Origin of the sequence: Muricoccus vinaceus (genome assembly GCF_042433125.1) — a bacterium.
Classification (GTDB): Bacteria; Pseudomonadota; Alphaproteobacteria; order Acetobacterales; family Acetobacteraceae; genus Roseomonas; species Roseomonas vinacea.
Genome location: NZ_JBHLVZ010000019.1, coordinates 1 through 24,573 on the forward strand (window position 1 = coordinate 1; position 24,573 = coordinate 24,573).

General features: G+C 70.2%; 17 protein-coding genes. 9 read left to right on the forward strand and 8 right to left on the reverse strand.

Going from position 1 to position 24,573, the window contains the following annotated elements; genetic code table 11:
- Nucleotides 1–142: 142 nt before the first annotated feature.
- From ACFFIC_RS09905 to ACFFIC_RS09935, 7 genes are all read left to right on the forward strand, one after another.
- The gene (locus ACFFIC_RS09905) at nt 143–3,943 is read left to right on the forward strand and encodes a hydantoinase B/oxoprolinase family protein (RefSeq protein ID WP_377050001.1); all 3,801 of its coding nucleotides are present in this window, start codon (nt 143–145) and stop codon (nt 3,941–3,943) included.
- A gap of 27 nt (nt 3,944–3,970) precedes the next feature.
- A complete protein-coding gene (locus ACFFIC_RS09910; RefSeq protein WP_377050002.1) occupies nt 3,971–5,554 on the forward strand; it encodes an ABC transporter substrate-binding protein in 1,584 nt (527 codons plus the stop codon).
- A 2-nt stretch (nt 5,555–5,556) separates the two neighbouring features.
- Complete coding sequence (locus ACFFIC_RS09915; RefSeq protein ID WP_377050003.1) at nt 5,557–6,564, forward strand: ABC transporter permease; 1,008 nt, start codon at nt 5,557–5,559, stop codon at nt 6,562–6,564.
- Nucleotides 6,561–7,475: an ABC transporter permease gene (locus ACFFIC_RS09920; RefSeq protein WP_377050004.1), complete on the forward strand. Its 915-nt coding sequence runs from the start codon at nt 6,561–6,563 to the stop codon at nt 7,473–7,475. Before ACFFIC_RS09915 ends, ACFFIC_RS09920 begins: the two co-directional genes overlap by 4 nt.
- A complete protein-coding gene (locus ACFFIC_RS09925) occupies nt 7,472–8,488 on the forward strand; it encodes an ABC transporter ATP-binding protein (RefSeq protein ID WP_377050005.1) in 1,017 nt (338 codons plus the stop codon). Before ACFFIC_RS09920 ends, ACFFIC_RS09925 begins: the two co-directional genes overlap by 4 nt.
- The gene (locus tag ACFFIC_RS09930; protein ID WP_377050006.1) at nt 8,485–9,258 is read left to right on the forward strand and encodes an ABC transporter ATP-binding protein; all 774 of its coding nucleotides are present in this window, start codon (nt 8,485–8,487) and stop codon (nt 9,256–9,258) included. The genes ACFFIC_RS09925 and ACFFIC_RS09930 overlap by 4 nt, the downstream gene beginning before the upstream one ends.
- Nucleotides 9,259–9,519: 261 nt before the next feature.
- Nucleotides 9,520–10,440 carry a crotonase/enoyl-CoA hydratase family protein gene (locus ACFFIC_RS09935; protein WP_377050007.1) on the forward strand — a complete coding sequence of 307 codons (921 nt, stop codon included), beginning with the start codon at nt 9,520–9,522 and terminating at the stop codon, nt 10,438–10,440.
- A gap of 7 nt (nt 10,441–10,447) precedes the next feature.
- On the opposite strand, the gene ACFFIC_RS09940 is transcribed toward ACFFIC_RS09935, so the two are convergent.
- The 4 genes from ACFFIC_RS09940 to ACFFIC_RS09955 all read right to left on the reverse strand — a co-directional run bounded on the left by ACFFIC_RS09940 (nt 10,448) and on the right by ACFFIC_RS09955 (nt 17,522).
- Nucleotides 10,448–12,868, reverse strand: a complete 2,421-nt coding sequence (locus ACFFIC_RS09940; protein WP_377050008.1) for a sensor histidine kinase — start codon at nt 12,866–12,868, stop codon at nt 10,448–10,450.
- A gap of 4 nt (nt 12,869–12,872) precedes the next feature.
- Nucleotides 12,873–13,637, reverse strand: coding sequence for a response regulator (locus tag ACFFIC_RS09945; protein ID WP_377050009.1), 765 nt, complete (start codon nt 13,635–13,637; stop codon nt 12,873–12,875).
- A 23-nt stretch (nt 13,638–13,660) separates the two neighbouring features.
- Entirely contained in the window at nt 13,661–15,259 is a 1,599-nt protein-coding gene (locus ACFFIC_RS09950) for a sensor histidine kinase (protein ID WP_377050010.1), read from the reverse strand.
- Nucleotides 15,260–15,611: 352 nt separating this feature from the next.
- Nucleotides 15,612–17,522 carry a transglycosylase domain-containing protein gene (locus ACFFIC_RS09955; protein WP_377050011.1) on the reverse strand — a complete coding sequence of 637 codons (1,911 nt, stop codon included), beginning with the start codon at nt 17,520–17,522 and terminating at the stop codon, nt 15,612–15,614.
- Between the two features lie 29 nt (nt 17,523–17,551).
- Between ACFFIC_RS09955 and ACFFIC_RS09960 the strand changes: the two genes are divergently transcribed.
- Nucleotides 17,552–17,815, forward strand: coding sequence for a hypothetical protein (locus tag ACFFIC_RS09960; RefSeq protein ID WP_377050012.1), 264 nt, complete (start codon nt 17,552–17,554; stop codon nt 17,813–17,815).
- A gap of 166 nt (nt 17,816–17,981) precedes the next feature.
- Here the strand turns inward: ACFFIC_RS09960 and ACFFIC_RS09965 are convergent, their stop codons facing one another.
- From ACFFIC_RS09965 to def, 4 genes are all read right to left on the reverse strand, one after another.
- Nucleotides 17,982–18,158: a hypothetical protein gene (locus ACFFIC_RS09965; RefSeq protein WP_377050013.1), complete on the reverse strand. Its 177-nt coding sequence runs from the start codon at nt 18,156–18,158 to the stop codon at nt 17,982–17,984.
- A 451-nt stretch (nt 18,159–18,609) separates the two neighbouring features.
- Complete coding sequence (recD2, locus tag ACFFIC_RS09970; protein WP_377050014.1) at nt 18,610–20,796, reverse strand: SF1B family DNA helicase RecD2; 2,187 nt, start codon at nt 20,794–20,796, stop codon at nt 18,610–18,612.
- Between the two features lie 866 nt (nt 20,797–21,662).
- Nucleotides 21,663–22,004, reverse strand: coding sequence for an SWIB/MDM2 domain-containing protein (locus tag ACFFIC_RS09975; RefSeq protein ID WP_377050015.1), 342 nt, complete (start codon nt 22,002–22,004; stop codon nt 21,663–21,665).
- Between the two features lie 589 nt (nt 22,005–22,593).
- Entirely contained in the window at nt 22,594–23,172 is a 579-nt protein-coding gene (def, locus tag ACFFIC_RS09980) for a peptide deformylase (RefSeq protein WP_377050016.1), read from the reverse strand.
- Between the two features lie 433 nt (nt 23,173–23,605).
- Here def and ACFFIC_RS09985 point away from each other — a divergent pair, with 433 nt between their 5' ends.
- Nucleotides 23,606–24,571, forward strand: coding sequence for a Bug family tripartite tricarboxylate transporter substrate binding protein (locus ACFFIC_RS09985; protein WP_377050017.1), 966 nt, complete (start codon nt 23,606–23,608; stop codon nt 24,569–24,571).
- The last annotated feature ends 2 nt before the right edge of the window (nt 24,572–24,573 follow it).

A 24,573-nucleotide genomic window follows, 5' to 3' on the forward strand; every position in this document is an offset into this window, starting at 1 on the left:
GGCCGAGGGACGGGGTTGGATACGTGCAAGCCCTTATCGCGCCGCGCAATCGCCGCGGCCTAGCCTTCGCGCGGGGCGGCAACCCCGGGCACGGCCGTTCCGCGCCCGGGGTTCGCCCGGAACAGGGTGGGCTCGCGGTCTCATGACGCTTGATGCTGGACGCTACCGGATCGGCTTCGACATCGGTGGCACCTTCACCGACTTCATCCTGCTCGACCGCCGCAGCGCGACGATCCGGCTGCACAAGTGCCTCACCACCCCGCAGGACCCCTCGGTGGGCGCGCTGGCCGGGCTGGGGGAGCTGGTGGAGGGCGCCGGGCTCGCCCTGTCCGACATCGCCGAAATCGTGCACGGCACCACGCTGGTGACGAACGCGCTGATCGAGCGCAAGGGCGCGACGCTGGGGATGATCACCAGCGAGGGCTTCCGCGACATCCTCGAGATCGGCACGGAGCAGCGCTACGACATCTACGACCTGTTCCTGCAATACCCGGACCCGCTCGTGCCCCGCCGCCGCCGCCTGGAGGTCGCCGAGCGCATGGACCGCGACGGGCATGTGGTGACGCCGCTCGACCTCGCCGCCCTGCGCCGCGCCGCGGCGCGGCTGGTGGCGGAGGGGGCCGAGGCGATCGCGGTTTGCTTCCTGCACGCCTATCGCAACCCCGCGCACGAGAAGGCGGCGGCGGCGGCGATCCGGGCGGATTTCCCGGGCCTCGCCATCTCCGTTTCCTCCGAGGTCGTGGCGGAGCTTTGGGAATACCAGCGCTTCGTCACCACCTGCGCCAACGCCTATGTGCAGCCGCTGATGGACCGCTACCTGCAGCGGCTGGAGCGGGAGCTGTGGACGCGCGGCTTCCGCGGGGCGCTGCGCCTGATGCAGTCCGACGGCGGCCTCGTCTCGCCTGAGACGGCCCGCGCCTTCCCGATCCGCCTGCTGGAAAGCGGCCCGGCCGGCGGCGGCCTGGCCACCGCCTTCTTCGGCGGCCTGGTGGACAAGACCGACATCATCTCCTTCGACATGGGCGGCACCACGGCCAAGGCCTGCATGATCGAGAACGGGCGCTGCGAGATCGCGCCCATGATGGAGGCGGCGCGGCTGCACCGCTTCAAGAAGGGCTCCGGCCTGCCCATCAAGGCGCCGGTGATCGACATGATCGAGATCGGCGCCGGCGGGGGCTCGGTCGCCGCGATCGACGAGGTGGGGCTGCTGAAGGTCGGGCCGCATTCGGCGGGCGCCGATCCCGGCCCGGCCTGCTACGGGCGCGGCGGCACGGAGCCCACGGTCACGGATGCCAACCTCGCCCTCGGCTACTACGACCCGGGCTTCTTTCTCGGCGGCCGCATGGCGCTCGACAAGGCGGCGGCGGAGGCGGCGCTGGAGGGGGTTGGCGCCAGGCTCGGGCTTTCGGCGGTGCAGACCGCCTGGGGCATCCACCGCACGGTGACCGAGAGCATGGCGGCGGCCGCCCGGATCCACATCATCGAGAAGGGCAAGGACCCCCGCCGCTACGCCATGGTGGGCTTCGGCGGCGCGGGCCCGGCCCATGCCGTGGAGGTCGCGCGCATCCTGGGCGTGGAGGAGGTGCTGATCCCGCCCGCCTCCGGCGCCGCCTCGGCCCTCGGCTTCCTCGCCGCGCCGCTGTCCTTCGAGCAGGTGCGCTCCTTCCCGCTTTCCATGGACGATGCCGGCGCGCCCGCGGCCATGGAGGCGGTGCTGGCCGAGCTGTCCCGCGAGACGGCGGCGATGCTGACCGCGGCCGGGGTTCCGGCCGCCGAGGTGACGGTGGAGCGGAGCGCCGACATGCGGCTCGCCGGGCAGTTGCACGAGATCAGCGTGCCGCTTCCCGCCGGCCCGATCACGGCGGCGGCGATCCCGGCGGTGCTGAGGGCCTTCCGCACGGTTTATTCCGCCCGCTTCGCCTCGGTCTATGAGGGGGTCTCGGCCGAGATCATCTCCTTCCGCGTCCGCGCCTCCGGTCCCGTGCCGGCGCTGGCGGTGGAGCAGTCGGGCACGCCGGCCGGCGGTACCGCCCGCAAGGGCAGCCGCATGGCCTGGTTCGGCGAGGCCTTCCACGACACGCCCGTCTATGACCGCTACGCCCTGGCGATGGGCGAGAGGGTGCAGGGCCCGGCCATCATCGAGGAGCGGGAAGCGACCACCATCCTCGGCCCGAAGGACAGCGTGACGGTGGGCGCCGCGGGCATGCTGCGCATCGCGGTGGGCGTGCCCGCGCCGATCGCCGCGCGCATCACCCCGGCGACGCCGATGGCGGAGGCCCGCGCGCTGATCGAGGCCGATCCGGTTTCGCTCGAGATCATGTGGAGCCGGCTGGTCACGGTGGTCGAGGAGATGTGGCACACGATCTGCCGCACCGCCTTCAGCCTCATCGTCTCGGAGGCGCAGGACTTCGCCTGCGACCTGCTGGACGCGACGGGCGAATCGCTGGCCCATTCGCCGCGCGCCATGCCGGTGTTCAACCTGACCCTGCCGCGCGCGGTGAAGGCGATGCTGGCGAAGTTCCCGGCCGAAACGCTGCGCCCGGGCGACGTGCTGATCACCAACGATCCCTGGCTCTGCGCCGGGCACCTCTATGACATCGCCGTCGTGACCCCCGTCTTCCATGAGGGGCGGCTCGTGGGGCTGCTCGGCACGGTCGGGCATGTCGGCGACATCGGCGGCATCAAGAACGGGCTGCGGGCGGAGGAGATCTTCGACGAGGGGCTGCAGATCCCGCCCAGCAAGCTCTACCGCGCGGGGGAGGCCAACGACACGCTGTTCGACCTGATCGGCGAGAACGTGCGCAAGCCCGAGGAGGTGCTGGGCGACCTGCACGCCTTCGTGGCGGCCAATGCGCAGGGCGCCGACCGGCTGCTGTCCTTCATGCGGGACTACGGCATGCACGACCTGCGCGCCCTGGCCGCCGTGGTGCAGGGCCGCGCCGAGCGCGCCATGCGCGACGCCATCCGGGCGCTGCCGGACGGCATCTACCGCTCCAGCGTCAGCAACAACATGCTGGGCCGCACGCTGCACTACCCGCTGGCGCTGACGGTGAAGGGCGACGAGATCGAGCTCGACTTCGCCGGCGCCCCGCCGCAGCTTCCGGTGGGCGGGCTGAACTGCACGCTCAGCTACACCATCGCCCACGGCTCCTATCCGCTGAAATGCATCCTCAGCCCGCAGGTCCGCAGCAATGCCGGGTGCTACCTGCCGATCACGGTGAAGGCGCCGGAGGGGTCGGTGCTGAACTGCCAGCGCCCGGCGGCCGTCGCGCTGCGCACCCGCACCGGCTGGTACCTGGCCCCCAACATCTTCCGCGCCCTGTCCGGGGCCGCGCCGGACCGGGTGCAGGCGCATACCGGCCTGCCCGTCTCGGTGAAGGTGCACGGGCTGGACAAGGAGGGACGGCTTTATGCCGACCATTTCTTCATGGGGGGCGGCCAGGGCGCGGGGGAGCGGGGGGACGGCAAGTCCGCGCTGCTCTGGCCCACCTCCGCGGCCAACACCTCCGTCGAGCTGTTCGAGACGCGTTCCCCCGTGCTGGTGGTGGAGAAGTCGCTGGTGGAGGATTCCGGCGGGCCGGGCCGGCACCGCGGGGGGCTGGGCACGCGCACCCGGATGCGCAAGCTCTATGACGACGGGCTGCCCACCCAGGCCAGCGTCGCGGCCGAGGGGGTGGGGGTGGACTCCCCCGGCCTGTTCGGCGGGCTCCAGGGCGGTGCCGCGCGGGGTGCCGTGCTGGACCGCCGGGGCAACCTGATCCGCGACTGCGGCACCGGCGAGCTGGTGACGCTGGCGGACACGAGCGAGATGATCGAGATCCGCCTTTGCGGCGGCTCGGGCTTTGGCGACCCGTCCGGGCGTCCCGCCCGGCTCGTGGAACAGGACGTGCAGGACGGCTATGTGAGTGCCGGCACCCTGCAGGCGACACAGGCGGCCGAGTAGCGGCACCGCGGAACAGGAGAACGACGCATGCATCGCCGGAACTTCCTGCTGGGCGCGAGCGGCCTGGTGGCCGCATCCTCCCTCGATCCCGCCTTCGGGTTCGAGCGCGAGGGGAACCGCCGCATCCTCGTGTTCTCCGGCAACCAGCCGGTGCCGATCCTGGACCCGCACCAGCGCTACGACTGGTCCACGCGGATGATGCAGCGCTGCCTCTATGACGCGCTGGTGCGCTACGAGGGCAGCCCGGCCAAGGTGATTCCCTGGCTGGCCGAGCGCTGGGAAACCAGCGAGGACGGCAGGGGCTGGACCTTCCACCTCGTCGGCAACGCGAAGTTCCACAACGGCGACCCGCTGGATGCCGAGGCCGTGCGCTATTCCTTCGAGCGCGGGCTCAAGCTGAACAAGGGCATTTCCTGGATGCTGTCCAAGCACCTGCGCCCCGGCAGCGTCGCGGCGGTGGATGCGCGCACCGTGCGCTTCACGCTGGAGCAGCCCTATCCCGACTTCCTGTCCTTTCTGCCACTCTGGTTCGTGGTGAACCCCAGGCAGGTGGTGGCCAATGCGGAGGGCGAGGACGAGGGCCAGAAATGGCTCACCAACGCCGAGGCCGGCTCGGGGCCCTTCCGGATCAAGCGCTGGGACGGGCAGACCGTGATGTCGCTGGAGGCGGTGCCCGACTACTGGAAGGGCTGGCCGATGGCCGAGGCGGACCGCCCGGCCGGCGTCATCTACCGCGTGATGCGCGAATCCGCCCCGCGCAAGGCCGCCCTCCAGCGCGGCGAGGTGGACGTGGCCGCCGGGCTGACGCCGGACGACCTGGAGCAGCTGGAGAAGATGCCGGGCATGGTCGTGACCAACGACCCCGGCGCCGCGCCCTTCAGCATCATGCTCAACACCCAGAAGGGGCCGACGGCGGACGTGAACTTCCGCAAGGCCCTGGCCCATGCCTTCGACTACGAGGCGCTGATCACCATCCACAAGGGCGACGCGCAGCTGATGGACGGGCCCTTCCCGCCGGTCACCGCGGGCCGCATCGCCTGCGACATGCCCCGTCAGAACCTGGAGCTGGCGCGGCAGTATCTGGCGAAGACCCCGACGCCGGAGGGCGGGATCGAGCTGGAGTTCCTGCACATCGCCGGCCACGAGGTGCAGCGCCAGATCGGGCTGGTGCTGCTCGCCGCGCTGCGGCCGCTGAACATCAAGGTCAACCTCGTCGCGCAGCCCTGGCCCACCCTGATCGGCCGTGGCGCCTCTCCCGAGACGGCGGCGGCGATGACGGCGGTCTATGTCACCCCCGTCACCACCTCCCCCGACACCGTGGCCTCCCAGTACGCATCCTCCGCGGCCGGGCAGTTCTGGGGCATCCACCACCTGCGCGACGCCGAGATCGACCGCATGGTGGCCGAGGCGGCGGTGGAGCTGGACCAGGCGAAGCGCATGGCCACCTATGCCGCGATCCAGCGGCGGATCGTGGACCTGCAGCCAGTGATCTTCGGCATGACGGCCAACCAGCGCTGGGCGCTCCGCCCCTATGTGAAGGGCTTCGCCCACCAGCCCCTGAACCTGACAGGCGAGGTGGACCTTTTCCCGCTCTTCGCCGCCCGGGCCTGACCATGCTGCGCCTCCTCGCCCGGCGCATCGCCTATGTCGCGCTGATGCTGGGCGGGCTGGTGCTGATCACCTTCGTCATCTCCAACGTCACCCCGGCCGATCCCGCCGCCCTCGCGGCGGGGCCGGACGCGACGCCGGACATGGTGGCCACGCTGCGTCAGGAGTACGGGCTGGACCGCCCCTTGCCGGAGCAGTTCGTCCGCTATGTCGGCGACCTCCTGCATTTCCGCCTCGGCCGTTCCATCCAGAGTGGCAACGAGGTGACGGACGACCTGGCGCGCTATCTTCCGGCGACCCTGGAGCTCGTTCTGCTGGCGATGGGCTTCGCCTGCGTCGTGGGCATCCCGCTCGGCGTGCTCTCCGCGGTGCGGCGGCATTCGGCTTTCGACCACCTGATCCGCGTGCTGGCCGTCTCGGGCGTGGCTCTGCCGGCCTTCTGGATCGCGCTGCTGCTGCAACTGGTGCTGGCGGTGTGGATGGGGTGGCTGCCCACGGGCGGGCAGCTTTCCATCGCGGCGGATCCGCCGCCCGTGGTCACGGGCATGGTGCTGCTGGACGCGCTGCTGGTCGGGGAATGGGCCACGGTTTCGGACGCCGCGGCCCATGCGGTGATGCCGGCCTTCGTGCTGTCGCTGCCCTGCCTCGCCTCGGTGCTGCGCGTGAACCGGGCGGAGATGATCGAGGTGCTGGGTTCCGACCATGTCACCGCGGCCCGCGCCCATGGGGTGGCGCCGGGGCGCGTGGTCGGGTTGCTGGCGCTGAAGAACGCCATGCTGCCCACGATGGCCATGATCGGCCTGCGCTTCGGCTGGATGCTCGGCAGCACCGTGCTGGTGGAGACCGTGTTCGACTGGCCGGGCCTGGGCCTTTATGCCGTCAGCTCCGCCATCGCCTCGGACTTCAAGCCGGTCATGGGCGTCACCCTTTGCATCGGGTTGCTCTTCATGCTCGCCAACCTCCTTGTCGACCTCGCCTATGGCTGGCTCGACCCGCGGACGCGCGGCGCATGAGCGCCACGGCCGCGCCGGGCCCCCGCCTCGCACGGTTCCGCGCGGAATACGCGGGCGTGCTGCGCCAGGGGCGCTTCTTTGCCTGGACCTTCGCGCGCAGCCCCTCCGCGCTGCTGGGGCTCGCGCTCGTGGCCGCCTTTCTGCTGCTGGCGGCGATCGGCCCCTGGATCGTGCCCTATCCCGAGGACGCGCGCGGCGCGGTGCACCTGGCCAACCGTCTGCAGCCGCCCTCCGCCAGCCATCTCTTCGGCACGGACGAGATGGGGAACGACATCCTCACGCGCGTCATCACGGGCACGCGCACCAGCTTCTGGATCGGGCTGACCATCACGGGGCTGGCCGCGCTGGTCGGCGTGCCGCTCGGGATCATGGCAGGGTATTTCGGCGGGAGGGTGCGCTCGGTCATCATGCGGGTGACGGACGTGTTCCTCGCCGTGCCCGGCCTGGTGCTGGCCCTGGCCATCGTGGCGTCGCTGGGGCCGGGCATCCTGCATGGGGTGCTGGCGCTCGCGGTGGTGTGGTGGCCCGGCTATGTCCGGCTGATCGAGGCCAAGGCGCTGACCCTCCGTTCGGAGGCCTATGTGGAGGCGGCGCGCACCATGGGCGCTTCCCACCGCTGGATCCTCTGGCACCACATCCTGCCCAACTGCGTCAGCCCGCTGGTGGTCAAGGCGAGCATGGACATGGGCATGGCGATCCTGGCCGCCGCCTCGCTCGGCTTCGTCGGGCTCGGGGCCAAGCCCCCGGCGCCGGAATGGGGGGCGATGATCTCCGTGGGCCGGACCTTCATGCCGGACTGGTGGTGGTACCCGGCCTTTCCGGGGCTGTTCATCTTTCTCACCGTTCTCGGCTTCAACCTCTTCGGCGACGGGCTGCGCGACACGCTCGACCCGCGGAGCGCGAGGGGATGAGCCTGCTCGAGATCGAGGACTACCGCCTCGCCTTCGACGGCTTCGAGGGGCGCGCCCATGTTCTGGACGGCATCAGCCTTTCCGTGGAGGCCGGGGAGGCGGTGGGCGTCGTGGGCGAGACCGGCTGCGGCAAGTCGGTGCTGGCCCGCAGCATCCTGCGCCTGAATCCGGCGCCGCCCGCGCGCGTGACGGGCGGTGCGATCCGCTACGACGGCGCCGATATCCTGGCCATGGACAAGGCGGCGCTGCGGAGGATGCGGGGCTCGGACATCGGCATGGTGTTCCAGGATCCCGTCACCTACCTCAACCCCGTGTTCACGATCGGCCAGCAGATGGCCGAGGTGCTGCGGGCCCACGACCGGCGCCTGTCGCGCGCCGCCATCCGGGCGCGCAGCGTCGCGCTGCTCGAATCCGTGCGCCTGCCGGAGGCCGGCGCGCTGCTCGGCCGCTATCCGCACGAGCTGTCCGGCGGCATGCGCCAGCGCGTGCTGATCGCCGAGGCGCTGGCCGGCAACCCGCGCCTGCTGATCGCCGACGAGCCCACCACGGCGTTGGACGTCACCATCCAGCGCCAGGTGCTCGCCCTGATCGCCGATCTGGTTCGCCGCATGGGCCTGACGCTGATCCTGATCAGCCACGACCTCGGCGTGATCGGTGCCATCTGCCGCCGCATCGTCGTGATGTATGCGGGCAACATCGTGGAGGACGCGCCGGCGGAGGCGCTGTTCGGCCGCCCGCTGCACCCCTACACGCGCGGCCTGCTGGCCGCGATCCCCGACCTGAAGCGGCCGGACCACCTGCCGGCGAGCATTCCCGGCAGCATCCCCAACCTGCGGCAGCCGCCGCCGGGCTGCCGGTTCCACCCACGCTGCCCGCTCGCCATGCCGGTTTGCGCGAAGGTGAAGCCGGTGCTCGCCCCCGCCGGGGATGAGGCCTCGCACCGCGTCGCCTGCCACGCGGTGGCGACGGGGACGGCGCTGGGGGCGGCGGTGCCCAGCGCGGTTCCGGCATGACGGCGCCGCTGCTCAGCACGGAGCGCGTTTCCGTCCGCTTCGGCACGAAGCTGGCGGTGGAGGATGTCTCGATCGCCCTCGCGCCCGGCGCCACGCTGGGGCTGGTGGGTGAGTCCGGCTCGGGCAAGTCCACGCTGCTTCGTGTTCTGTTGAAGCTTCAGCCTGTCTCGGCGGGACGCGTGCTGCTGGACGGCGCGGACATCACCGGGATGCGGGAGCCCGACCTGCGGCCCTTGCGGCAGGCCGTGCAGGTGGTGTTCCAGAACCCGCACTCGGCCCTGGACCCGCGCAGCACGGTGCATGATTCGGTGGCGGAGCCGCTGCGGATCCTGGGCGGCCGGAACCGCCGGGCGCTGCGCGACGACGTGCTCGGGCTGCTGGCGGATGTGGGCCTTGGGGCGGAGTTCCTGTGGCGCTACCCCCACGAGCTTTCGGGCGGGCAGAAGCAGCGCGTCTGCATCGCCAGGGCCCTGGCGCCCAGGCCCCGCGCCCTGCTGCTGGACGAACCGACCTCGGCCCTCGACGTTTCGGTGCAGGCGCAGATCGTCGATCTGCTGCAAACGCTGCAACGCCGCCATCAGCTCACTTACCTGTTCGTTTCCCACAATCTGGCGGTGGTTCGGCTCCTTTGCCGGCAGGTCATGGTGCTGCGCGAGGGCAAGGTCGTGGAGGAGGGGCCCGTGGAACAGGTCCTGGAGCAGCCGCGCGAGGCTTATACGCGCGCTCTGCTGGATGCCGTGCTGTCTCCCGGGATCACGTCGCTCCCCTGAGGCGGCTTGCCGTGAGGTGAGGGTCGGATGGACTGTGCCCCGGCATTCCCGCACGTCCCGATTTTGCCATATCGGATCAACCCATTGTTTTGCGTAAAAAAAGGCCTTTGATGGAATGCCGATTGCGCGAGTTTATGTGAGATAATGCACGGACCGGTTGAAAATTAAAAAATGATAGAATACTGATCACATCTTGGAGATTGCGCTTGGGTTACGAGCGATGTCTGCTCGTTTCGTTCACGCGATCAGCAGGAGGTGCTAATGGCCTACATCGGACATGTTGCCCCGGCCAAGGGCCAACTCGCCTGGGGCAGCGCAGGCGTCAGCCCGCAGGTTATCCTCCCTTCTTCGGTTCGCTACGCCAACCTGCAAGGCGAGTTCGACGCATCCGCCGCGATCTGGTGGGCCCGCATGGCACCGCTGGGCCGGCCCAGCTTCACGGATGGCCTGCTGAGCGACATCGGCCAGATGCACCGCGACCTGACCCGCATGATGGAGGCCGCGCCAGGCTCCGTGCGGCACGTGGTGCTCGGCTCCTCCGTGCCCGGCATCTACAATCTCGGCGGCGACCTCGCCCTTTTCGCGCGGCTGATCCGCGCGGGCGACCTCGAGGGGCTGCGCCATTACGGCCATGTCGCCGTCGAGGCGATCCACCGCAATCACACGGCCTTCGGCCTGCCCGTGACCACCATCGCCCTGATCCAGGGCGACGCCCTCGGGGGCGGATTCGAGTGCGCGCTGGCGCATGACGTGATCGTCGCGGAGCGCAGCGCGAAGTTCGGCCTGCCGGAGGTGCTGTTCAACCTGTTTCCCGGCATGGGCGCCTATTCCTTCCTTTCGCGCCGCATCGGTCGAGTGGCGGCCGAGCGCATGATCCTTTCGGGAACGATCTACGGCGCCGCCGAGCTGCACGAGATGGGCCTGGTCGATGTGTTGGCCGAAGATGGGCAGGGCGAGCAGGCGGTGCGGGACTACACGGAGCGGACGGGACGCCGGTTCAACGCCCATCGCGCCCTTTTCGAAACCCGCCGGCGCGTGGAGCCCGTGACCCTTCACGAGCTGCGCCACGTGGTGGATGGCTGGGCCGAGGCGGCGCTGAACCTTGGCGAGGGCGACCTGCGGAAGATGCTCCGCCTCGCGGGCGCGCAGGACCGCCGCATGGCGGGCCTCGCTTCCGGCTGAAGCCCGGCTACCCGGCGCGGAATTGTGCCAGCGCCGCGCGCACGCGCTCGAACTCCGCCGCGATCGCGCCGGCGTCGTCCTGGCCGCGGCTGCGCAGCTCCGTCCCCGGGAGCTTCTGCGCGTCACGGCACAGCCGGTGCAGGCGGGCCGCGCCGATATTGGCGGAGATGCTGGACAGCGCGTGCGCCTGCCGTCGGAACGCCGTGTCGTCGCGGGAGGCGGCCGCGCTCGACAGCCCGTCCAGCAGCTCCGCGCCTTCGGCCAGGAAGTCGCCGGTCACCTCCGCCACGAAGACCTTGCCGCCCAGGCCGCCGAGCCGCTGCACCACCTGGGGGTCGAGCACGGGGAGGGGAGGTGGCGCGGCCTGCTGGGCCCACCCGCGCGCGTGGGGCGCGGCGGGCAGGGCGCCGTTGATCGCCTCCAGGAGCGCCTCGGGCTCGACCGGCTTGGTGATGAGCCCGTCCATCCCGGCGGCCAGGCAGCGCGCGCGCGTCTCCGGCGTCGCATCCGCCGTGAGGCCCAGGATGAGCAGCCGCGGGCCGGCCCCGACCTCGGTGAAGCGGTGCAGCTTCGTGGCCTCGATGCCGTCCAGCACGGGCATGTTGACGTCCATCAGGGCGAGGTCGTAGCCCGCCCCTTCGGCCGCCAGCGCCTCCAGCGCGGCTTCCCCGTCATTCACCAGCACGGCCTCGTGGCCCGCGCGCTGCAGGATGCGGGCCACCACCTTGCGGTTCACCTGGTTGTCGTCGGCGACCAGGAGGCGCAGCCGCGCGTCGGGTGGCGGAACGGGCTGTTCCCTGGCGATCGCGGGTTCTGGGGCGGCGCCCGCCATGCGAAGCGCCAGGGTGAGGTCCTGCGGCGTGCAGTCCGGCGGGACGACCCCGCCGGCCCAGCGGGCGGCCCCTCGAGGCAGGCGGTCGCGATCGGGCATGCCGACCAGCACGACCGGCCGGCCCGCCCAGGCGGGGAAAGCCAGGCTGGTCCCATCCAGGCCCGCCCCTGCCGCGACGGGCCCTGGCGGGAGGAGCCCGGCCTCGGCGATCAGGGGGCGGGCACCGGCCTCGGTGGCCTCCGCCACGCGCCGTGCGGCAATGCCGGCCTGCGCCAGGATGGGGTTGAGGCGTCCCGCGACGTCGTCCGAGGCGAGCAGCGCCACCTCGCCGGCCGGCGCGGCGAAGGTGGCGGCCTCCTCGAGCGGCTCGGCCTCGATCATGAAGCGGAAGGTCGCGCCCTGGCCGGGCATGCTCTCGACGCCCATCTCGCCGCCGAGCAGCGTGACCAGCCGGCGGCAGATCGCCAGGCCGAGCCCCGTGCCGCCGAAGCGGTGAACGATGTCCGCGTCGGCCTGGGCAAAGCTCTCGAAGATGCGGCCCTGCGCCTCCTGGGCGATCCCGATGCCGGTGTCGGAGACCTCGAAGAACAGCTGCACCAGGCCGCGGCTCGAGGGCGCGCCCCGCACGGCGATGGAGATGCCGCCCGCCTCCGTGAACTTGAGCGCGTTGCCGGCCAGGTTCAGCAGGATCTCGCGCAGGTGCCGGCGGTCCGCGCGAAGCCTCGCGGGCGAGCCGGTGGCCAGGTGAAGGCCGAAGGCAAGGCCGCGCTCCTGTGCCTGCGGGGCAAGGAAGCTGCGAAGGTCGAGCAGGAGGTCAGGCAGGCTGAACGGCTCCAGCTCGACCTTGATGCGTCCGGTCTCGATGCGCGACAGGTCGAGCAGGTCGTCCACGAGGTCGAGCTGCGCGCGCGCCGCACCGAGGATGGTGCGTGCCATGTCGCGCTGGTCCGCATCGAGGCGGCTGTCGCGCAGGAGGGCGCCCATTCCGACGATCGCGTTCAGCGGCGTGCGCAGCTCGTGGCTGACCGAGGCAAGGAACAGGCTCTTGGCCTGGTTCGCCTCCTCCGCCGCGCGGCGCGCATCCGACAGCTTGCGGATCAGCACGCCCGCATAGAGCGGCAGAACCACGAAGCCGCAGAGCAGACCGGCCGAGAGATGCGGCTGGCTGGACCAGAAGGGCGTTGCGGCGACGACCGCGGCGAAGCCTGTGACCGCCGCCACGGTCGCCACCCGCAGCCAGGGCAGGCCGAAGCGGAAGCCGTTGCCGAAGATGATCCAGAGATAGATGGGAACGAAGCTCGAATGCTCCTCCCCGCCGATCTGGAGGTACCAGGACAGGCAGCCGATATCGAGCAGCAGCGCCACGACCCGCCGCGGCGTGGATGTGCCGGGAAAGGCGAGGATATGGGCGAAGACCGCCGCCGCGGCGGCGCACCAGCCGGCCAGCGCGAGCAGCGCGGCATCCGGGTCGGGGCCGGGGAACAGGGCCTGGCACCCGAGCAGCAGGGCCGCGAAGCCGAGCCGGTTCAGGCTCATCTCGTGCTCGGAGTCCGGCCGTCCACGCAGGCGGGCCAGGCCCTCCCGCAGGCCGCGCATCGGGCTAGTCCCCTGCTCCGCGAAGGCCGGGCAGCTCCGAGGCCGGGTCCAGTTCGAGCGAGGTGCTGAGCACGCCGACCACCGTGCCGTCGGTCCCGCGCAGGGGAGCCTTCGTGGTCAGCAGGAAGGAGCGGTCCTCCGCGACCTCCCAGAAGGCGGCGACGCGCTGGCCGGTCTCGATCACGGCGCGGTCCTTGGCGCGGCTGAGGGCGGCGCGCTCGGCGCTCAGGAGCCGGGCCATGTCCTGCCCCACCAGCTCCGCGGCGGGCCGGCCGAGATGCCCGGCCATCCGGGCGTTCACGAACAGGCAGCGCCCGTCGCGGTCGGTCGCGGCGACGAGGGCGGGCAGGTCGTCGATTCCCGGGGACGCCACCGGCCGGGGCGCCACGGCCGCCGGCGGCAGCGCCAGCAGGTTGCGCGCCCGCGCGACGAACTCGAAGTGGTCCACGGGGCTCTGGAGGAAGTCGGTGGCGCCCGCCTCCATGGCCGCCTGCCGGAAGCCGCGGTCGTCATAGGCGGTGACCACCAGCACGGGCGCGGCCACGCGGGTGCGCAGCCCGCGGAAGCGCCGCGTGAACTCCGCGCCGTCCATTTCCGGCATCGAGTAATCGGTGATGACGAGGTCCACCGCGTTGCTTTCGAGCCACTCGAGCGCGTCGATCGGATTGGCGAAGCTTTCCACGATCACGTCGTCGGCGATCAGCCCGGCCAGGCGGGTGAAGATCGCCCGGTTGGTGGCGCGGTCGTCGAGGATGAGGATCAGGGGCATGGCGCGGACTCCTGTGCCGCTGTCTAGGGCTGCGCCGCGCCGGGCAGCGGGAGATCGATATGGCAGTCCAGCCCCGCTTCCAGCCAGTGCTGGGCCAGGTGCCCGCCGAGCTGGTTCTGAACCGTGGTCTGTAGCACGCGCGAGCCGAAGCCGCAGCGCGCCGGCTGCGCGAGCAGGGCAGGGCCTCCCGTCTCCTGCCAGCGCAGCGTCAGGCGGCGCCCGGCGTCATGGGTGACCGACCATTCGATCCGCACCATGCCCCCCGGCACCGACAGGGCGCCGTGCTTCACCGCGTTGGTCGCCAGCTCGTGCACCGCCATGGACAGGGGCTGGGCGATAACGGGCGGCACCATCACGGCGGAGCCCGAGATGACCGCGGTCGGCCCCAGGCCCCCGCTGGTCAGGAAGGGCGCCAGTTCCCCCTCCAGCAGCGTCCGCAGGTCGGCGCCGGACCAGCCGCTCAGCGTCAGCAGGGTCTGCGCGCGGGCCAGCGCGGCCACGCGGCCCTCCACTGCCCGCACATAGGTGGCCTGATCGGGCGCGCGGGTCAGGCGCAGGATGGCCTGGACCACGGTCAGGGCGTTCTTCGCGCGGTGATCCACCTCCCGGATGAGGAGGGTCTGGCGCATCTCGGCGTCCTTGCGCGCGGTGGTGTCCACATGCATGCCGACGATGGAGCCGCGGCTGCCCGCCCGGCCCGGCATCCGCCGGCCGCGGCCGTAGAGCCAGCGCGTTTCCTCCCCTCCGTCGCGGGTGCGGCGCCGGATGCGGAACTCGGCCTCGTATTCGCCGGTTTCGTCGGCATGGGCGAGGGCGGCGCGGAGGGGCGCCTGATCCTCGGGCACCACCAGAGCGACCAGGCGCTCCACCGTCGGGCGGGCCTCGGCCTCCAGGCTCGTGCCGAACAGGGCGTGCTGCTCGGGCGACCAGTCCTGCTCCTCGGTGCCCGGGTGCCACTCGAAGGTGCCGATCTCGGCCACCTCCTGCGCAAGGCGCAGCCGCCCTTCGGAGGCGCGCAGTTCCTCCTCCGCGGCCTTCAGGCCCAGGGCCTCGGTGCTCGCTTCCACGACCAGGGGTTCGGGCCCGCCGTCGCGCAGGTCCCAGGTCGTGGCGACGGTTGTCTGCTCCCCGTTGCGGCGGCGGTGGCGAACCTCGCCCTGCCAGCGGCCGGCCCGCATCAGCTCGGCCATCGCGGTGCGGCGGCCGCCATCCATGAAGCGCGTGCGGAGCAATTCATGCGCGACGCGGCCCACCGCCTCCGCCGCCGTGTAGCCGAACAGGCGTTCCGCCCCAGGCGACCAGTAGCGGATGACCCCCTCGGGCGTGCGGACAAAGACGGCGGCGGCTTCGAGCGCCATGCGTTCCGGCGAGGTCGGCAGGGCCTGGCCGCGGCCGGTGCGCGTGGCGGAGACGAGGCCGGTGCCGAGTGCGAGGCCGGCGACCGCCCCGAGTGGCGCGACGGTGGCGAAGGAGGCGGAGAGCGCCAGGCCGAGCGGCACCAGCGCCAGGCCGGTGAACAGAACCATCAGGCCGTGGCCATGGGACGCCGGGAGGAGCTTCCGGCCGTGGTCCGGGCGCGCCCGGGGCGGGATGGGCGTGGCGCGCCCTCCCGTAGGGCGCATGCCGGACATGAGGTTCCGCATCATCTCCGCCTGCCGCGAACGGCGTTGCCGGGAGCAGCAATGCCGTCCGGAGGGAAGAGGACGCGGGTCGTCATGCGGATGCACTCCTTGCGCGAAAGCCTCCGGGAGCACCGCCCACCTCCCCCAAAGCCGACAACTTCCAGAGATCAGAATCACAAGTTTGTGCAAATTATGCAAGTAAAAGCAGCAACGTTATATATTTAAAACAATCACAAGGACGCAATGAGGGGTGGGTGCTCCGCTCTCCGAACTCGGATGCTGGAACGCCCTTGTGGGGGAAAGGTCCGGTTCCGTGCGGCGATTCCTCGCGGAAGCGGCCCATGGTGGTTCCCTAAGGCGCGTTGCCGGCGTCGGTCATGACCGCGCGCCAGATCTGCGCCGGCAGCCCTCCGCCCGATACGCCGAGCATCGGCCTGCTGTCGCTGTTTCCGAGCCACACGCCGGCGACGTACTGCTCGGTGAAGCCGATGAACCAGGCGTCCCGGTTGGCGGTGGTCGTCCCGGTCTTGCCCGCTGCCCAGGCACCGGGATCCGCGGCCCTTCCGGTTCCCCGCTGCACGACGCCGGCGAGCATCTGCCGCATGAGTTCGGCATGCTGGGGCGGCATCACCTGCCGGATGTCCGACCGTGCCGGCGGGGTGCGGGTCAGCGTCTCGGTTCCTTCCGAGTCCTGGGCGCGGAGCACGGCGTAGGGCACGACCATCCTGCCGCGATTGGCGACGCTGGCGAAGGCGGCCGTGAGATCGACCAGCCTGGCCTCGTAAGTGCCGAGCGCGAGGTCACCCGCCTCGCCCGCCACCGCGCGCGCCACGTTCAGCCGCTCGATCGCCGTCCGGACTTCGGAGATGTTCTGCACCGCCAGGCGGACCGCGGCCGTGTTGGACGACTTTTCCAGGGCTTCGGCGAGGGTGATGTCGCCGAGGTAGCGGTTGTCGAAGTTCCTGACGGGCCGGCCTCCGAGCGTGAGCGCGGCGTCGCTCACCTTTGTCTCGGGGGTGCTGCCTTCCTGAAGCGCCGCCAGGTAGACGAACAGCTTGGCGATGGAGCCAGGCTGCCGCCTTGCCTGGGTGGCGTGGTCGAACTCCTTCAGCCTGTAGTCGCGCCCACCGACCAGCGCGACGACCGCTCCGTCGTACCGCATGACGACGACCGCGCCTTCCTCGATCTGCCTGGCCCGGGCGTTCTGCCGCAGGCCTTGTTCAAGGTGCCGTTCCGCCGCCGCCTGGATCCGCAGGTCCAGCGTCGTCGTGATGGTTCTCGTGCCCTTTCTGCCGGTGACCGTGGAATTGGCGCTGGCCTCGTTCTCCGCCCAGCGGGCGAACCATCCGATCTGCGTGCTGCGGGGATAAACGCCGCCCCAGGCGGACCTGGACGCGGCCACCGTCACGCCCTGTGCCTTGGCACGGTCCGCCACGCGCCGCGTCAGGTAGCCGGCGTCCACCATCTGCTCGATGACCCGGAAGCCCCGGTCACGCGATACCTCGAAGTTCCTGTGCGGATTGAAGCGGTTGGGTGCGGGCAGCAGCCCGACCATCATGGCGGATTCGAGGAGGCCGAGGTTGCGGGCATACTTGTTGAAGTACACGCGTGCCGCGGCCTCGATGCCATACGCGCTGCCGCCGAAGAAGACCCTGTTCAGGTAGACGAAGAGAATGTCCTCCTTGCTCAGGTTGAGCTCAAGGATCGGGGCGAGCACCGGCTCCTCCAGCAGCTTGCGGATGATCGGGCTGTGTTCCTTGAGGTAGATTTCCTTGATGGTCTGCTGCGTCAGCGTGCTGCCGCCCTGGGTGCGACCGGTGATCGTCGACCACACCGCGCGTGCCATGGCCCTCGGGTCCAGCCCCCAGTGCTCGTAGAAGCGGCGGTCCTCGCTGGCCACCAGCGCCTCGACCAGATGCTTCGGCAACTGAGCGAATGGCACGGGGGGGCCGTAGTACGCACCGCGCGCGCCAATGAAATCCCCTTGCTGGTTGAGCAGCCTCACTCCGTCCGCGCGGTTGTCGGTGATCAGCCGGCTTGCGTCAGTGAGCTCGAGCGCGTCGGCGGTGCGGGGAGCCGCGGCTGCGAGGCCCAGCAGCGCAAGGAAGCGTCTGCGATCCAAGGTGCTGTCACGTGGCGTGGACACGGGCTGTGCATGCCTATCGAGGAAGGAGGGATGTCGGAGGTTCTCAACACCATGCGGCATCGGACGGTGGAAGGCGCTACGACGCCGGTCAGCACATCGTGAAGTGATCATGGCCATGCCGCATGCGCCGGCTTGGATGCGGGGGCGTGGACCTGTTCGGCAGCCAGCCGGCATCAAGGATCGCAGCCGAAGCTCGGCCGGCGGCGCGGTGCCACATGGTTGCGTGGCGCCGGATGGGCCGCACCTTGCCCGCGACCGTGCCGGGCCGGTGCCGAAGGGACGCGGTGCCAGGTGCTGGTGGTTTTGTCAGCGTGGCGGCGACAGGCCTGCTGGCGCCTCACACAGGCGAGGATGCGATCTTCCTGGCCCTCGCGACGATCTCATCCCTCAAGGGCAGTCTGATCCGGTGATGGATGCCTGGAACCCCGTGGGCCCTCGGGGTGGCTGCGGCGCAGGCCTTCGCGGAGGCTGGCGCTTTGCTCATGCAGGGAAACGCCGCGCATGTGAGAACTGCTTCGGCGATCCAGCCAGGCAAGACGGCCATGGTGGACGGCGGAGCGGGAGAGGACGCGGCCCTCAGCGATCACCCGTCTTGCGGCTGCTTTGAGTGGCCTTGCTCACGCCGCCTTGCTTGCCGCCGTCGTTGTGGCTGCCGCCGGGGCGCGCGTCCTTGGCGTTCGGCTTGCCACCACTGGCATTCTTGCCGCCCTGAGGAGCGCGGCCCGCGGGCGGGAGCGGGGGAAGGTTCGCCATGATTGTGCCTCGTGAATGCCGTGGACGTGAAAGGCGCAGCCAACGAGGCGAAGATCGCCTTGTTCGAGCTGGAAACCGCCGCTGTGCGGGCGTGGGCTTGCAGGCGAACGCTTCACCATGGACAACCATAGCCTGCGTCATGCGGAACGCCAACTCGGACCGCGGCAGGCCTTGGACAAGGATGGTGCCGGAAGAGATCGGGAGGCCACGGGTTCGTCGCGGGCGGTGTGCCGCGATGATCGCGCACGGGCGCGAGTGGCCGTGATGAGAGCGGGGTCGTGCGGCGAGCTCGAACAGCCAGGCGGTGAGCATCGTTCAAGCTCCACCATCCGTCGCGCTGCGTTTCTCCGCCTGTTGAGCCAGCACCCCCGGGATGACGTTTTCCTCACGGTGCGTGAACAGGCCTTCCCGAGGATACCGCACGGGCGCGCAGCGCTTCGTTCTGCGGCATTCATCCCGGACTTACCTGCATCCACTCGCGAAGCTTGGACCACCTCCTTCGGGTGTTCCTGTTCTTGACGGCGATGCCGAGCGCGCGCCGTTGCCCCACGAGCACGACGAGGCGCTTGCCGCGGGTGACGCCGGTGTAGAGCAGGTTTCTGGCCAGCATGGCGTAGTGCTGGGTGGTGAGCGGGATCACCACGGCCGGGTACTCGGAGCCCTGGGCCTTGTGGATGGTGGTGGCGTAGGCCAGCACCAGCTCGTCGAGCTCCCCAAAGCCGTAGGCGACCTCGCGCCCCTCGAAGCGGACGGTGAGCTCGCCCTCCTCCAGGTCGATGCCCGAGATCACGCCGAGGTCGCCGTTGTAGACATCGCGGTCGTAGTCGTTGGCCACCTGCATGACCTTGTCGCCCGGGCAGAAGGTCCAGCCGAAGCGCTCCACCCGCAGCTCGCCCGGCGGGTTCAGCGCGGCCTGAAGCTCAATGTTGAGCGAGCGCGCGCCGAGGCCGCCGCGGTTCATCGGGCAGAGCACCTGCACGTCGCGCACGGGGTCGAGCCCGAAGCGGGCGGGGATCCTCTCCCGCACCACGGTCAGCAGCTTGCGCACGCCCTCCTCGGGGTCGGCAGCGTCCACGAAGAAGAAGTCCGACCCCTCGCCCTGGCGGAGCTCGGGCATCTGGCCCTGGTTGATGCGATGCGCGTTGACGATGACCTGGCTCTCGGCGGCCTGGCGGAACACCTCTGTGAGCCGCACCACCGGGAGGGCGCCCGAGCCGATGATGTCGGCCAGCACCTGCCCAGGCCCGACGGAGGGCAGCTGGTCCACGTCGCCCACCAGCAGCAGGGCGGCCTCGTCCGGCAGCGCCCGGAGAAGGGCGCGCATGAGCGGCACGTCCACCATGGAGGTCTCGTCCACCACCAGGAGCTGGCACTCCAGCAAGCGCTCCTCGCCTCGTTTGAAGCCACCGGTCTTGGGGTCGGTCTCCAGCAGGCGGTGGATGGTCCGGGCCTCCAGCCCCGTGCTGTCGGACAGGCGCTTGGCGGCGCGGCCGGTGGGGGCGCAGAGCGCCACCTCCACACCCTTGGCCCGGAGCACCCGCAGGACCGAGTTCACCAGCGTGGTCTTGCCCACGCCGGGGCCGCCGGTGATCACCAGCAGCTTGGAGCGGGTGGCCAGCGCCAGGGCCTCGCGCTGGCTGGGGGCGAGCAACAGGCCGGTTCTGCCCTCCACCCAGGGGATGGCGCGCCCGGCATCGATGGCGGGCCAGGGTGGCGCCCCCTGAGCAAGCGCCCGCAGCCGCTCGGCAATGGCCTGCTCGGCGCGGTACAGGCCCGCCAGGAAGACGCAGCGCTCGCCCTCCAGGGTGTCGGCCACCACCTCGCCGGCCTCGAGCTCCAGCTCGAGCGCGGTCTCGATGAGGGGAGGAGGCACCTCGATGAGGGCCGCCGTTTGGGCGGTGAGTTCCGCGAGCGGCAGGCCGCAGTGGCCCTCGCCGGTGGCCTCGGCGAGCGCGAAGGAGATGCCGGCGCGCACCCGGATCATGGCGGTGGGCTCGATGCCGAGTTTCTGCGCCACGAGGTCGGCGGTGCGAAAGCCGATGCCGCGGATGTCGCGGGCAAGCCGGTAGGGGTTCTCGCTGATCACCTGCACCGCATCGGCGCCGTAGGTCTTGTAGATCCGCACCGCCCGCGAGGTGCCGACCCCGTGGGCGTGCAGGAAGAGCATGATCTCGCGGATCACCTTCTGCTCGGCCCAGCCCGCGACGATACGGGACGCCCGCTTGGGGCCGATGCCCGTGACCTCGCGCAGCCGCCCGGGCTCGGCCTCGATCAGGTCGAAGACCTGCTCGCCAAAGGCGCGCACCAGCTTCTTGGCGTAGACCGGGCCGATGCCGCGGATCATGCCGGAGCCGAGGTAGCGCTCGATGCCCTCGAGCGTGGTGGGCGGGCTCGCCTTGAGGAAGCCGGCGCGGAACTGCAGGCCGTGGGCGCGGTCGTTGAACCAGGTGCCGGAAAGCTGGACCCATTCGCCTGCGGCGATGGTAGCGGCGTGCCCCACCACCGTGACCAGGTCCTTGTGCCCGCGCGCCTTGACCCGCAGCACGCAGAAGCCGTTCTCGCCGTTGTGGTAGGTGACCCGCTCCACCAGGCCAGCCAGCGCTTCGGTGGGCGCGGCCTGCGCGACGGCCTGGCTCACCTGCTTACCCAACCAGCAACAAGGCCTTCGGAGCAGGGGAGGGCAGGGATCTTGGCCATGTTGGTGGAAATGCGCCTGACGGGAATGCCATGTGATTCATCTCGCCTATGTGGGCTGCAGCGCCCTCTTCATCGAGGGGCAGACGGTCAACACCGTGGGCATGGTTTTGCTCGCTGCTTAAGAGCCTGACCGGGTGAGGTGCTTCAATGGCCGATCGGCAGCCGACTGATCTCACAGGTGGTCAAAACGCCTGTGCCACACGGCCTGCGCCTGTTCGGGTGCAGTCGGGTCTGACGCAGTTCAGCACGGCGCGGCAGCGTTGCGCGGCTGTGAGTGGTCCTTCCGATTTGCTGGCAGATCGCCCGTTATCTGACTGGTGGTTGCCGTGTTGAACAGACTTCTATCAACCTTAATTGGAACGCCCTGCCCCTATCCTGTTCCGCGCCGAGACGGCTTGTTCCATCACCGTTGTCACAACACCGGCCACGCCCGCTGGACAGAGTTGTGGTCCGTGATTGACGAGGTCCTGCGGTCGCCGTCGGTTCCGCAGGAAGAGGCTACGCTGCGCCGAACTCCTGAATGATGGCGGCCCTTACCAGGGGCTGGTCGCGCGGCGTGACCATGGAAGGGGAGGGTTCATCCTCCGCTTCCACCATGAAAGTGAAGAAGCCGACTTTGGTGCGGCGTGCCGCTGACCCAGGATAGCGGGGGCCCAGAGCCCGAATATTTATCGAGGCAGGTGGGCGTCTGTTTGAACAGGCACGATCAATGCGCCGGGGGGACGAGCAACGATGGTCGCCACCTCCCCGCCCCCCGATGCATCCCCGCCACATGCCAGGCCGCAAGCGGCGGGGCCGACCCTTCTCCTACTTGAGGTGCTGAGCCAGGTGCTTGTTCATCTCGAACATCGTCACCTTGTCCTTGCCGAACACCTTCTTCAACTTGTCGTCCGCAAGGATCTCTCGGCCGTCCTTCGGATTCTGCAACTTGTTTTCCTTGATGTAGGCCCAGACCTTGCTGACCACTTCGCCGCGGGCGAGCTTCTCGCTGCCCACCACCGCCGCCAGATCCTCGGACGGCTGGAGGGGCTGCTGGAGCGCGTTGGGCTTGTTGCCCTTCGCGGGCTTGGCAACCTTGGTCGCTTTCACGGTTCCGGCATCTTCGGATGCCTTCTTCTCGGATGCCTTGGGGGCTGCTTTGTTGGGCATTGTTGTACTCCTGCGCACTCATGCTGATGCTGCCCTGAGGTCCGCTGTCAGCAGGGATAGGAGCGCAACGGCTGCTCTCTCCGCCGGTTGCCCTTGCGTGGTGGTGGTCGCCAAATCCTCCCGAGAACCATGGAGGGGGGCCTGAAAGCGGGTCTGGTCGTGGCTGTTGATCACGGGGGTATGGCCCCGCGGCGCTTGCCGGATGTCGGAATGCAGCCAGCGCACCTCGTTTGCAACATCTGTCGAAAGGATCCTCGCCACCTCCCTGCGGTACGCACCTCCGCGACACGTGGTTTGATGATTGTTGGCGGCGGTGCTGCGTGGGCAGGGCGTCGGCGGGGGCAGATGCCCCGAGATGCGGTCACGGGCGCGAACTGGGCCGGGCCTCCCGACGCGGCTACCTCAAGCCAGGCGGACCGGCGTCGCCGGCGGCGATGGCGCCCGAGGCGGCCGCGGGGTCCACAGGCTCGCCGCCTCCCACAGGCGTGGCCTTGTCCGCCGCCGCGACGAAGCGGCGAACGCACAACAGGGGCACGGCTTCTGGCCGGCCTGGAATTCCACAGATGGTGCCGGGCTGAACGGCGGCCTGTTATGATCCAGTGCCCGGCGAGCCGGCGCGCCTGGTCTCCGCCTGTGCCTCCAGCTCGGCTGCGCGCGACAGTTCCTCGTTGAAGCCCATCAGCCGGAAGTCCGTCATCCGCATGGGATAGAGGATGCCGTCCAGATGATCGTTCTCGTGCTGGACGACCCCTGCATGAAAGCCGCCAACCTCGGCCGTGACGGTGCGGCCGTCACAATCCACGCCGGTGTAGCGCACTCTCTTGAAGCGGGGGACGGCGGCTCTCAGCCCGGGAATGGACAGGCACCCTTCCCAGCGGAGATGCTTCTCCTCCGTCGCGGGCTCGACCTTGGGGTTGATCAGCACCGTGTTCCCGACGGGCGTGTCATCCGGCACTCCCGTCGCACGGGATGGAAGGACCCGGAAGACGAACAGGCGCAGTGGCACATGCACCTGCGGCGCGGCCAGCCCGGCCCCGGGCGCATCCTCCATGGTCTCGATCATGTCCTGCACCAGCCGGCGGATCTCCGGGGCGCCGGGATCAGGGACCGGCTGACATTGTTCCAGCAGAACGGGGTGCCCCATGCGGGCAATCTTCAATATGGCCATGGGGGCAGCATAGGGTCCAATCGGTGTGCGCGCACCCAGGCGGAATGCCGCTCCGGACCGGCGCGGCGGGATTACCCGGGTCGCGCATCTCCGTCGGCCCTGAGGCTTGTTCCCGATCAGGGCTGCCGGGAGGCCCGCCGCGAACACCTGATGGCGCCCGGCTCCGCGGCCGTGGCGTGGAAGGAGAGGGAGCGCACCCGATGGATGCATGGGGCGGCGCCACCGGGGATGGCCGCCTCGTCGATCGATGCCGAGCCATCCCGGCCTGGGGCTCACCGGTCCCGGTCTAAGTTTCTGTGGGAAAGAATAAAACTGTCCCAGCCGATCGGGTGGGACAGTGCCCGGATGATTGTACCGAACTGCACCTTTCCCTGTCCCCGCCGGCGCCACACCCTGCGGGCAACCAACAAGCCAAACCGGGAAACGTCCGAACATGAAGCGCCGCATCCTCCTCGGCTCCACCCTTTCCCTGGCCGGGCTCTCCGCGCGTGCCCAGCCGGCAGGCTGGCCGGACCGCCCCATCACCATCGTCGAGGGCTATCCACCCGGTGGCGTCACCGATCTCGCCTCCCGCGCGGTGGCGGAGCCGATGTCGCGCAGCCTCGGCGTTGCCGTCGTCGTCGAGAACCGTCCGGGCGCGGCGACCTCCGTTGCCGCCACATACGGTGCGCGCGCCCGGCCGGACGGCAACACGCTGGTGATGGGCACGACCACGCTCGCCATCAACCAGACCCTCCAGCCCAACCTCACGCCCAAGGACCCGGCGAAGGAGCTGGACGCGGTCGGGATGGTGTTCCGCACCCCTTTCATCCTCCACGTGCATCCCTCCGTGCCGGCGCGGAACACGGCGGAGCTGATCGCCCACTGCAAGGCAAACCCGGGCAAGGTGCTCTTCGGCTCCCCCGGAACCGGCTCGGTCAGCCACCTGGCATTGGAGATGTTCCGCGCGCGGGCGGGCATCGACATCGTCCACGTTCCCTACCGTGGCGGTGCCCCGGCGGCGCTCGACCTGCGCCAGGGCCGCATCCACGCGGTGTTCCAGGCAATCCAGGAGGCGAAGACCACGCTGTCCGACGGCGGCACGCGCGGACTGGCCGTGACCGCCAGCGCTCCCATTGCCGGCTACCCGGACCTGCCGCCGGTGTCCGCGACGCTGCCTGGCTTCGAAGTGTTCTTCTGGCAGGGTCTCTTCGCACCGGCTGGCACCCCTGCCGCCATCGTCACCCGTGCTGCCGCGGCGCTGCGGACGGCCACCGATGATCCGGTGCTGCGCACCCGCATGGCCGAGCAGGGCGTCGAGCTGGTGAGCGGCGATGCCGCGATGCTGCGCGCGGCCCTGGCCGACGATACGCGCCGCTGGGGCGACGTGATCCGCGAGGGAAACATCAAGCTCGAATAGGC

What these genes read in the sequence shown, in the direction of transcription:
- def (WP_377050016.1), bottom strand. Translation starts at nt 23,172, where the DNA reads ATGGCCATATTGAAGATTGCCCGCATGGGGCACCCCGTTCTGCTGGAA.
- ACFFIC_RS09920 (WP_377050004.1), top strand. Translation starts at nt 6,561, where the DNA reads ATGAGCGCCACGGCCGCGCCGGGCCCCCGCCTCGCACGGTTCCGCGCG.
- ACFFIC_RS09910 (WP_377050002.1), top strand. Translation starts at nt 3,971, where the DNA reads ATGCATCGCCGGAACTTCCTGCTGGGCGCGAGCGGCCTGGTGGCCGCA.
- ACFFIC_RS09955 (WP_377050011.1), bottom strand. Translation starts at nt 17,522, where the DNA reads ATGGCCATGATCACTTCACGATGTGCTGACCGGCGTCGTAGCGCCTTC.
- ACFFIC_RS09950 (WP_377050010.1), bottom strand. Translation starts at nt 15,259, where the DNA reads ATGCGCCCTACGGGAGGGCGCGCCACGCCCATCCCGCCCCGGGCGCGC.
- ACFFIC_RS09940 (WP_377050008.1), bottom strand. Translation starts at nt 12,868, where the DNA reads ATGCGCGGCCTGCGGGAGGGCCTGGCCCGCCTGCGTGGACGGCCGGAC.
- ACFFIC_RS09945 (WP_377050009.1), bottom strand. Translation starts at nt 13,637, where the DNA reads ATGCCCCTGATCCTCATCCTCGACGACCGCGCCACCAACCGGGCGATC.
- ACFFIC_RS09915 (WP_377050003.1), top strand. Translation starts at nt 5,557, where the DNA reads ATGCTGCGCCTCCTCGCCCGGCGCATCGCCTATGTCGCGCTGATGCTG.
- ACFFIC_RS09935 (WP_377050007.1), top strand. Translation starts at nt 9,520, where the DNA reads ATGGCCTACATCGGACATGTTGCCCCGGCCAAGGGCCAACTCGCCTGG.
- ACFFIC_RS09905 (WP_377050001.1), top strand. Translation starts at nt 143, where the DNA reads ATGACGCTTGATGCTGGACGCTACCGGATCGGCTTCGACATCGGTGGC.
- ACFFIC_RS09930 (WP_377050006.1), top strand. Translation starts at nt 8,485, where the DNA reads ATGACGGCGCCGCTGCTCAGCACGGAGCGCGTTTCCGTCCGCTTCGGC.
- ACFFIC_RS09975 (WP_377050015.1), bottom strand. Translation starts at nt 22,004, where the DNA reads ATGCCCAACAAAGCAGCCCCCAAGGCATCCGAGAAGAAGGCATCCGAA.
- ACFFIC_RS09985 (WP_377050017.1), top strand. Translation starts at nt 23,606, where the DNA reads ATGAAGCGCCGCATCCTCCTCGGCTCCACCCTTTCCCTGGCCGGGCTC.
- ACFFIC_RS09965 (WP_377050013.1), bottom strand. Translation starts at nt 18,158, where the DNA reads ATGGCGAACCTTCCCCCGCTCCCGCCCGCGGGCCGCGCTCCTCAGGGC.
- ACFFIC_RS09925 (WP_377050005.1), top strand. Translation starts at nt 7,472, where the DNA reads ATGAGCCTGCTCGAGATCGAGGACTACCGCCTCGCCTTCGACGGCTTC.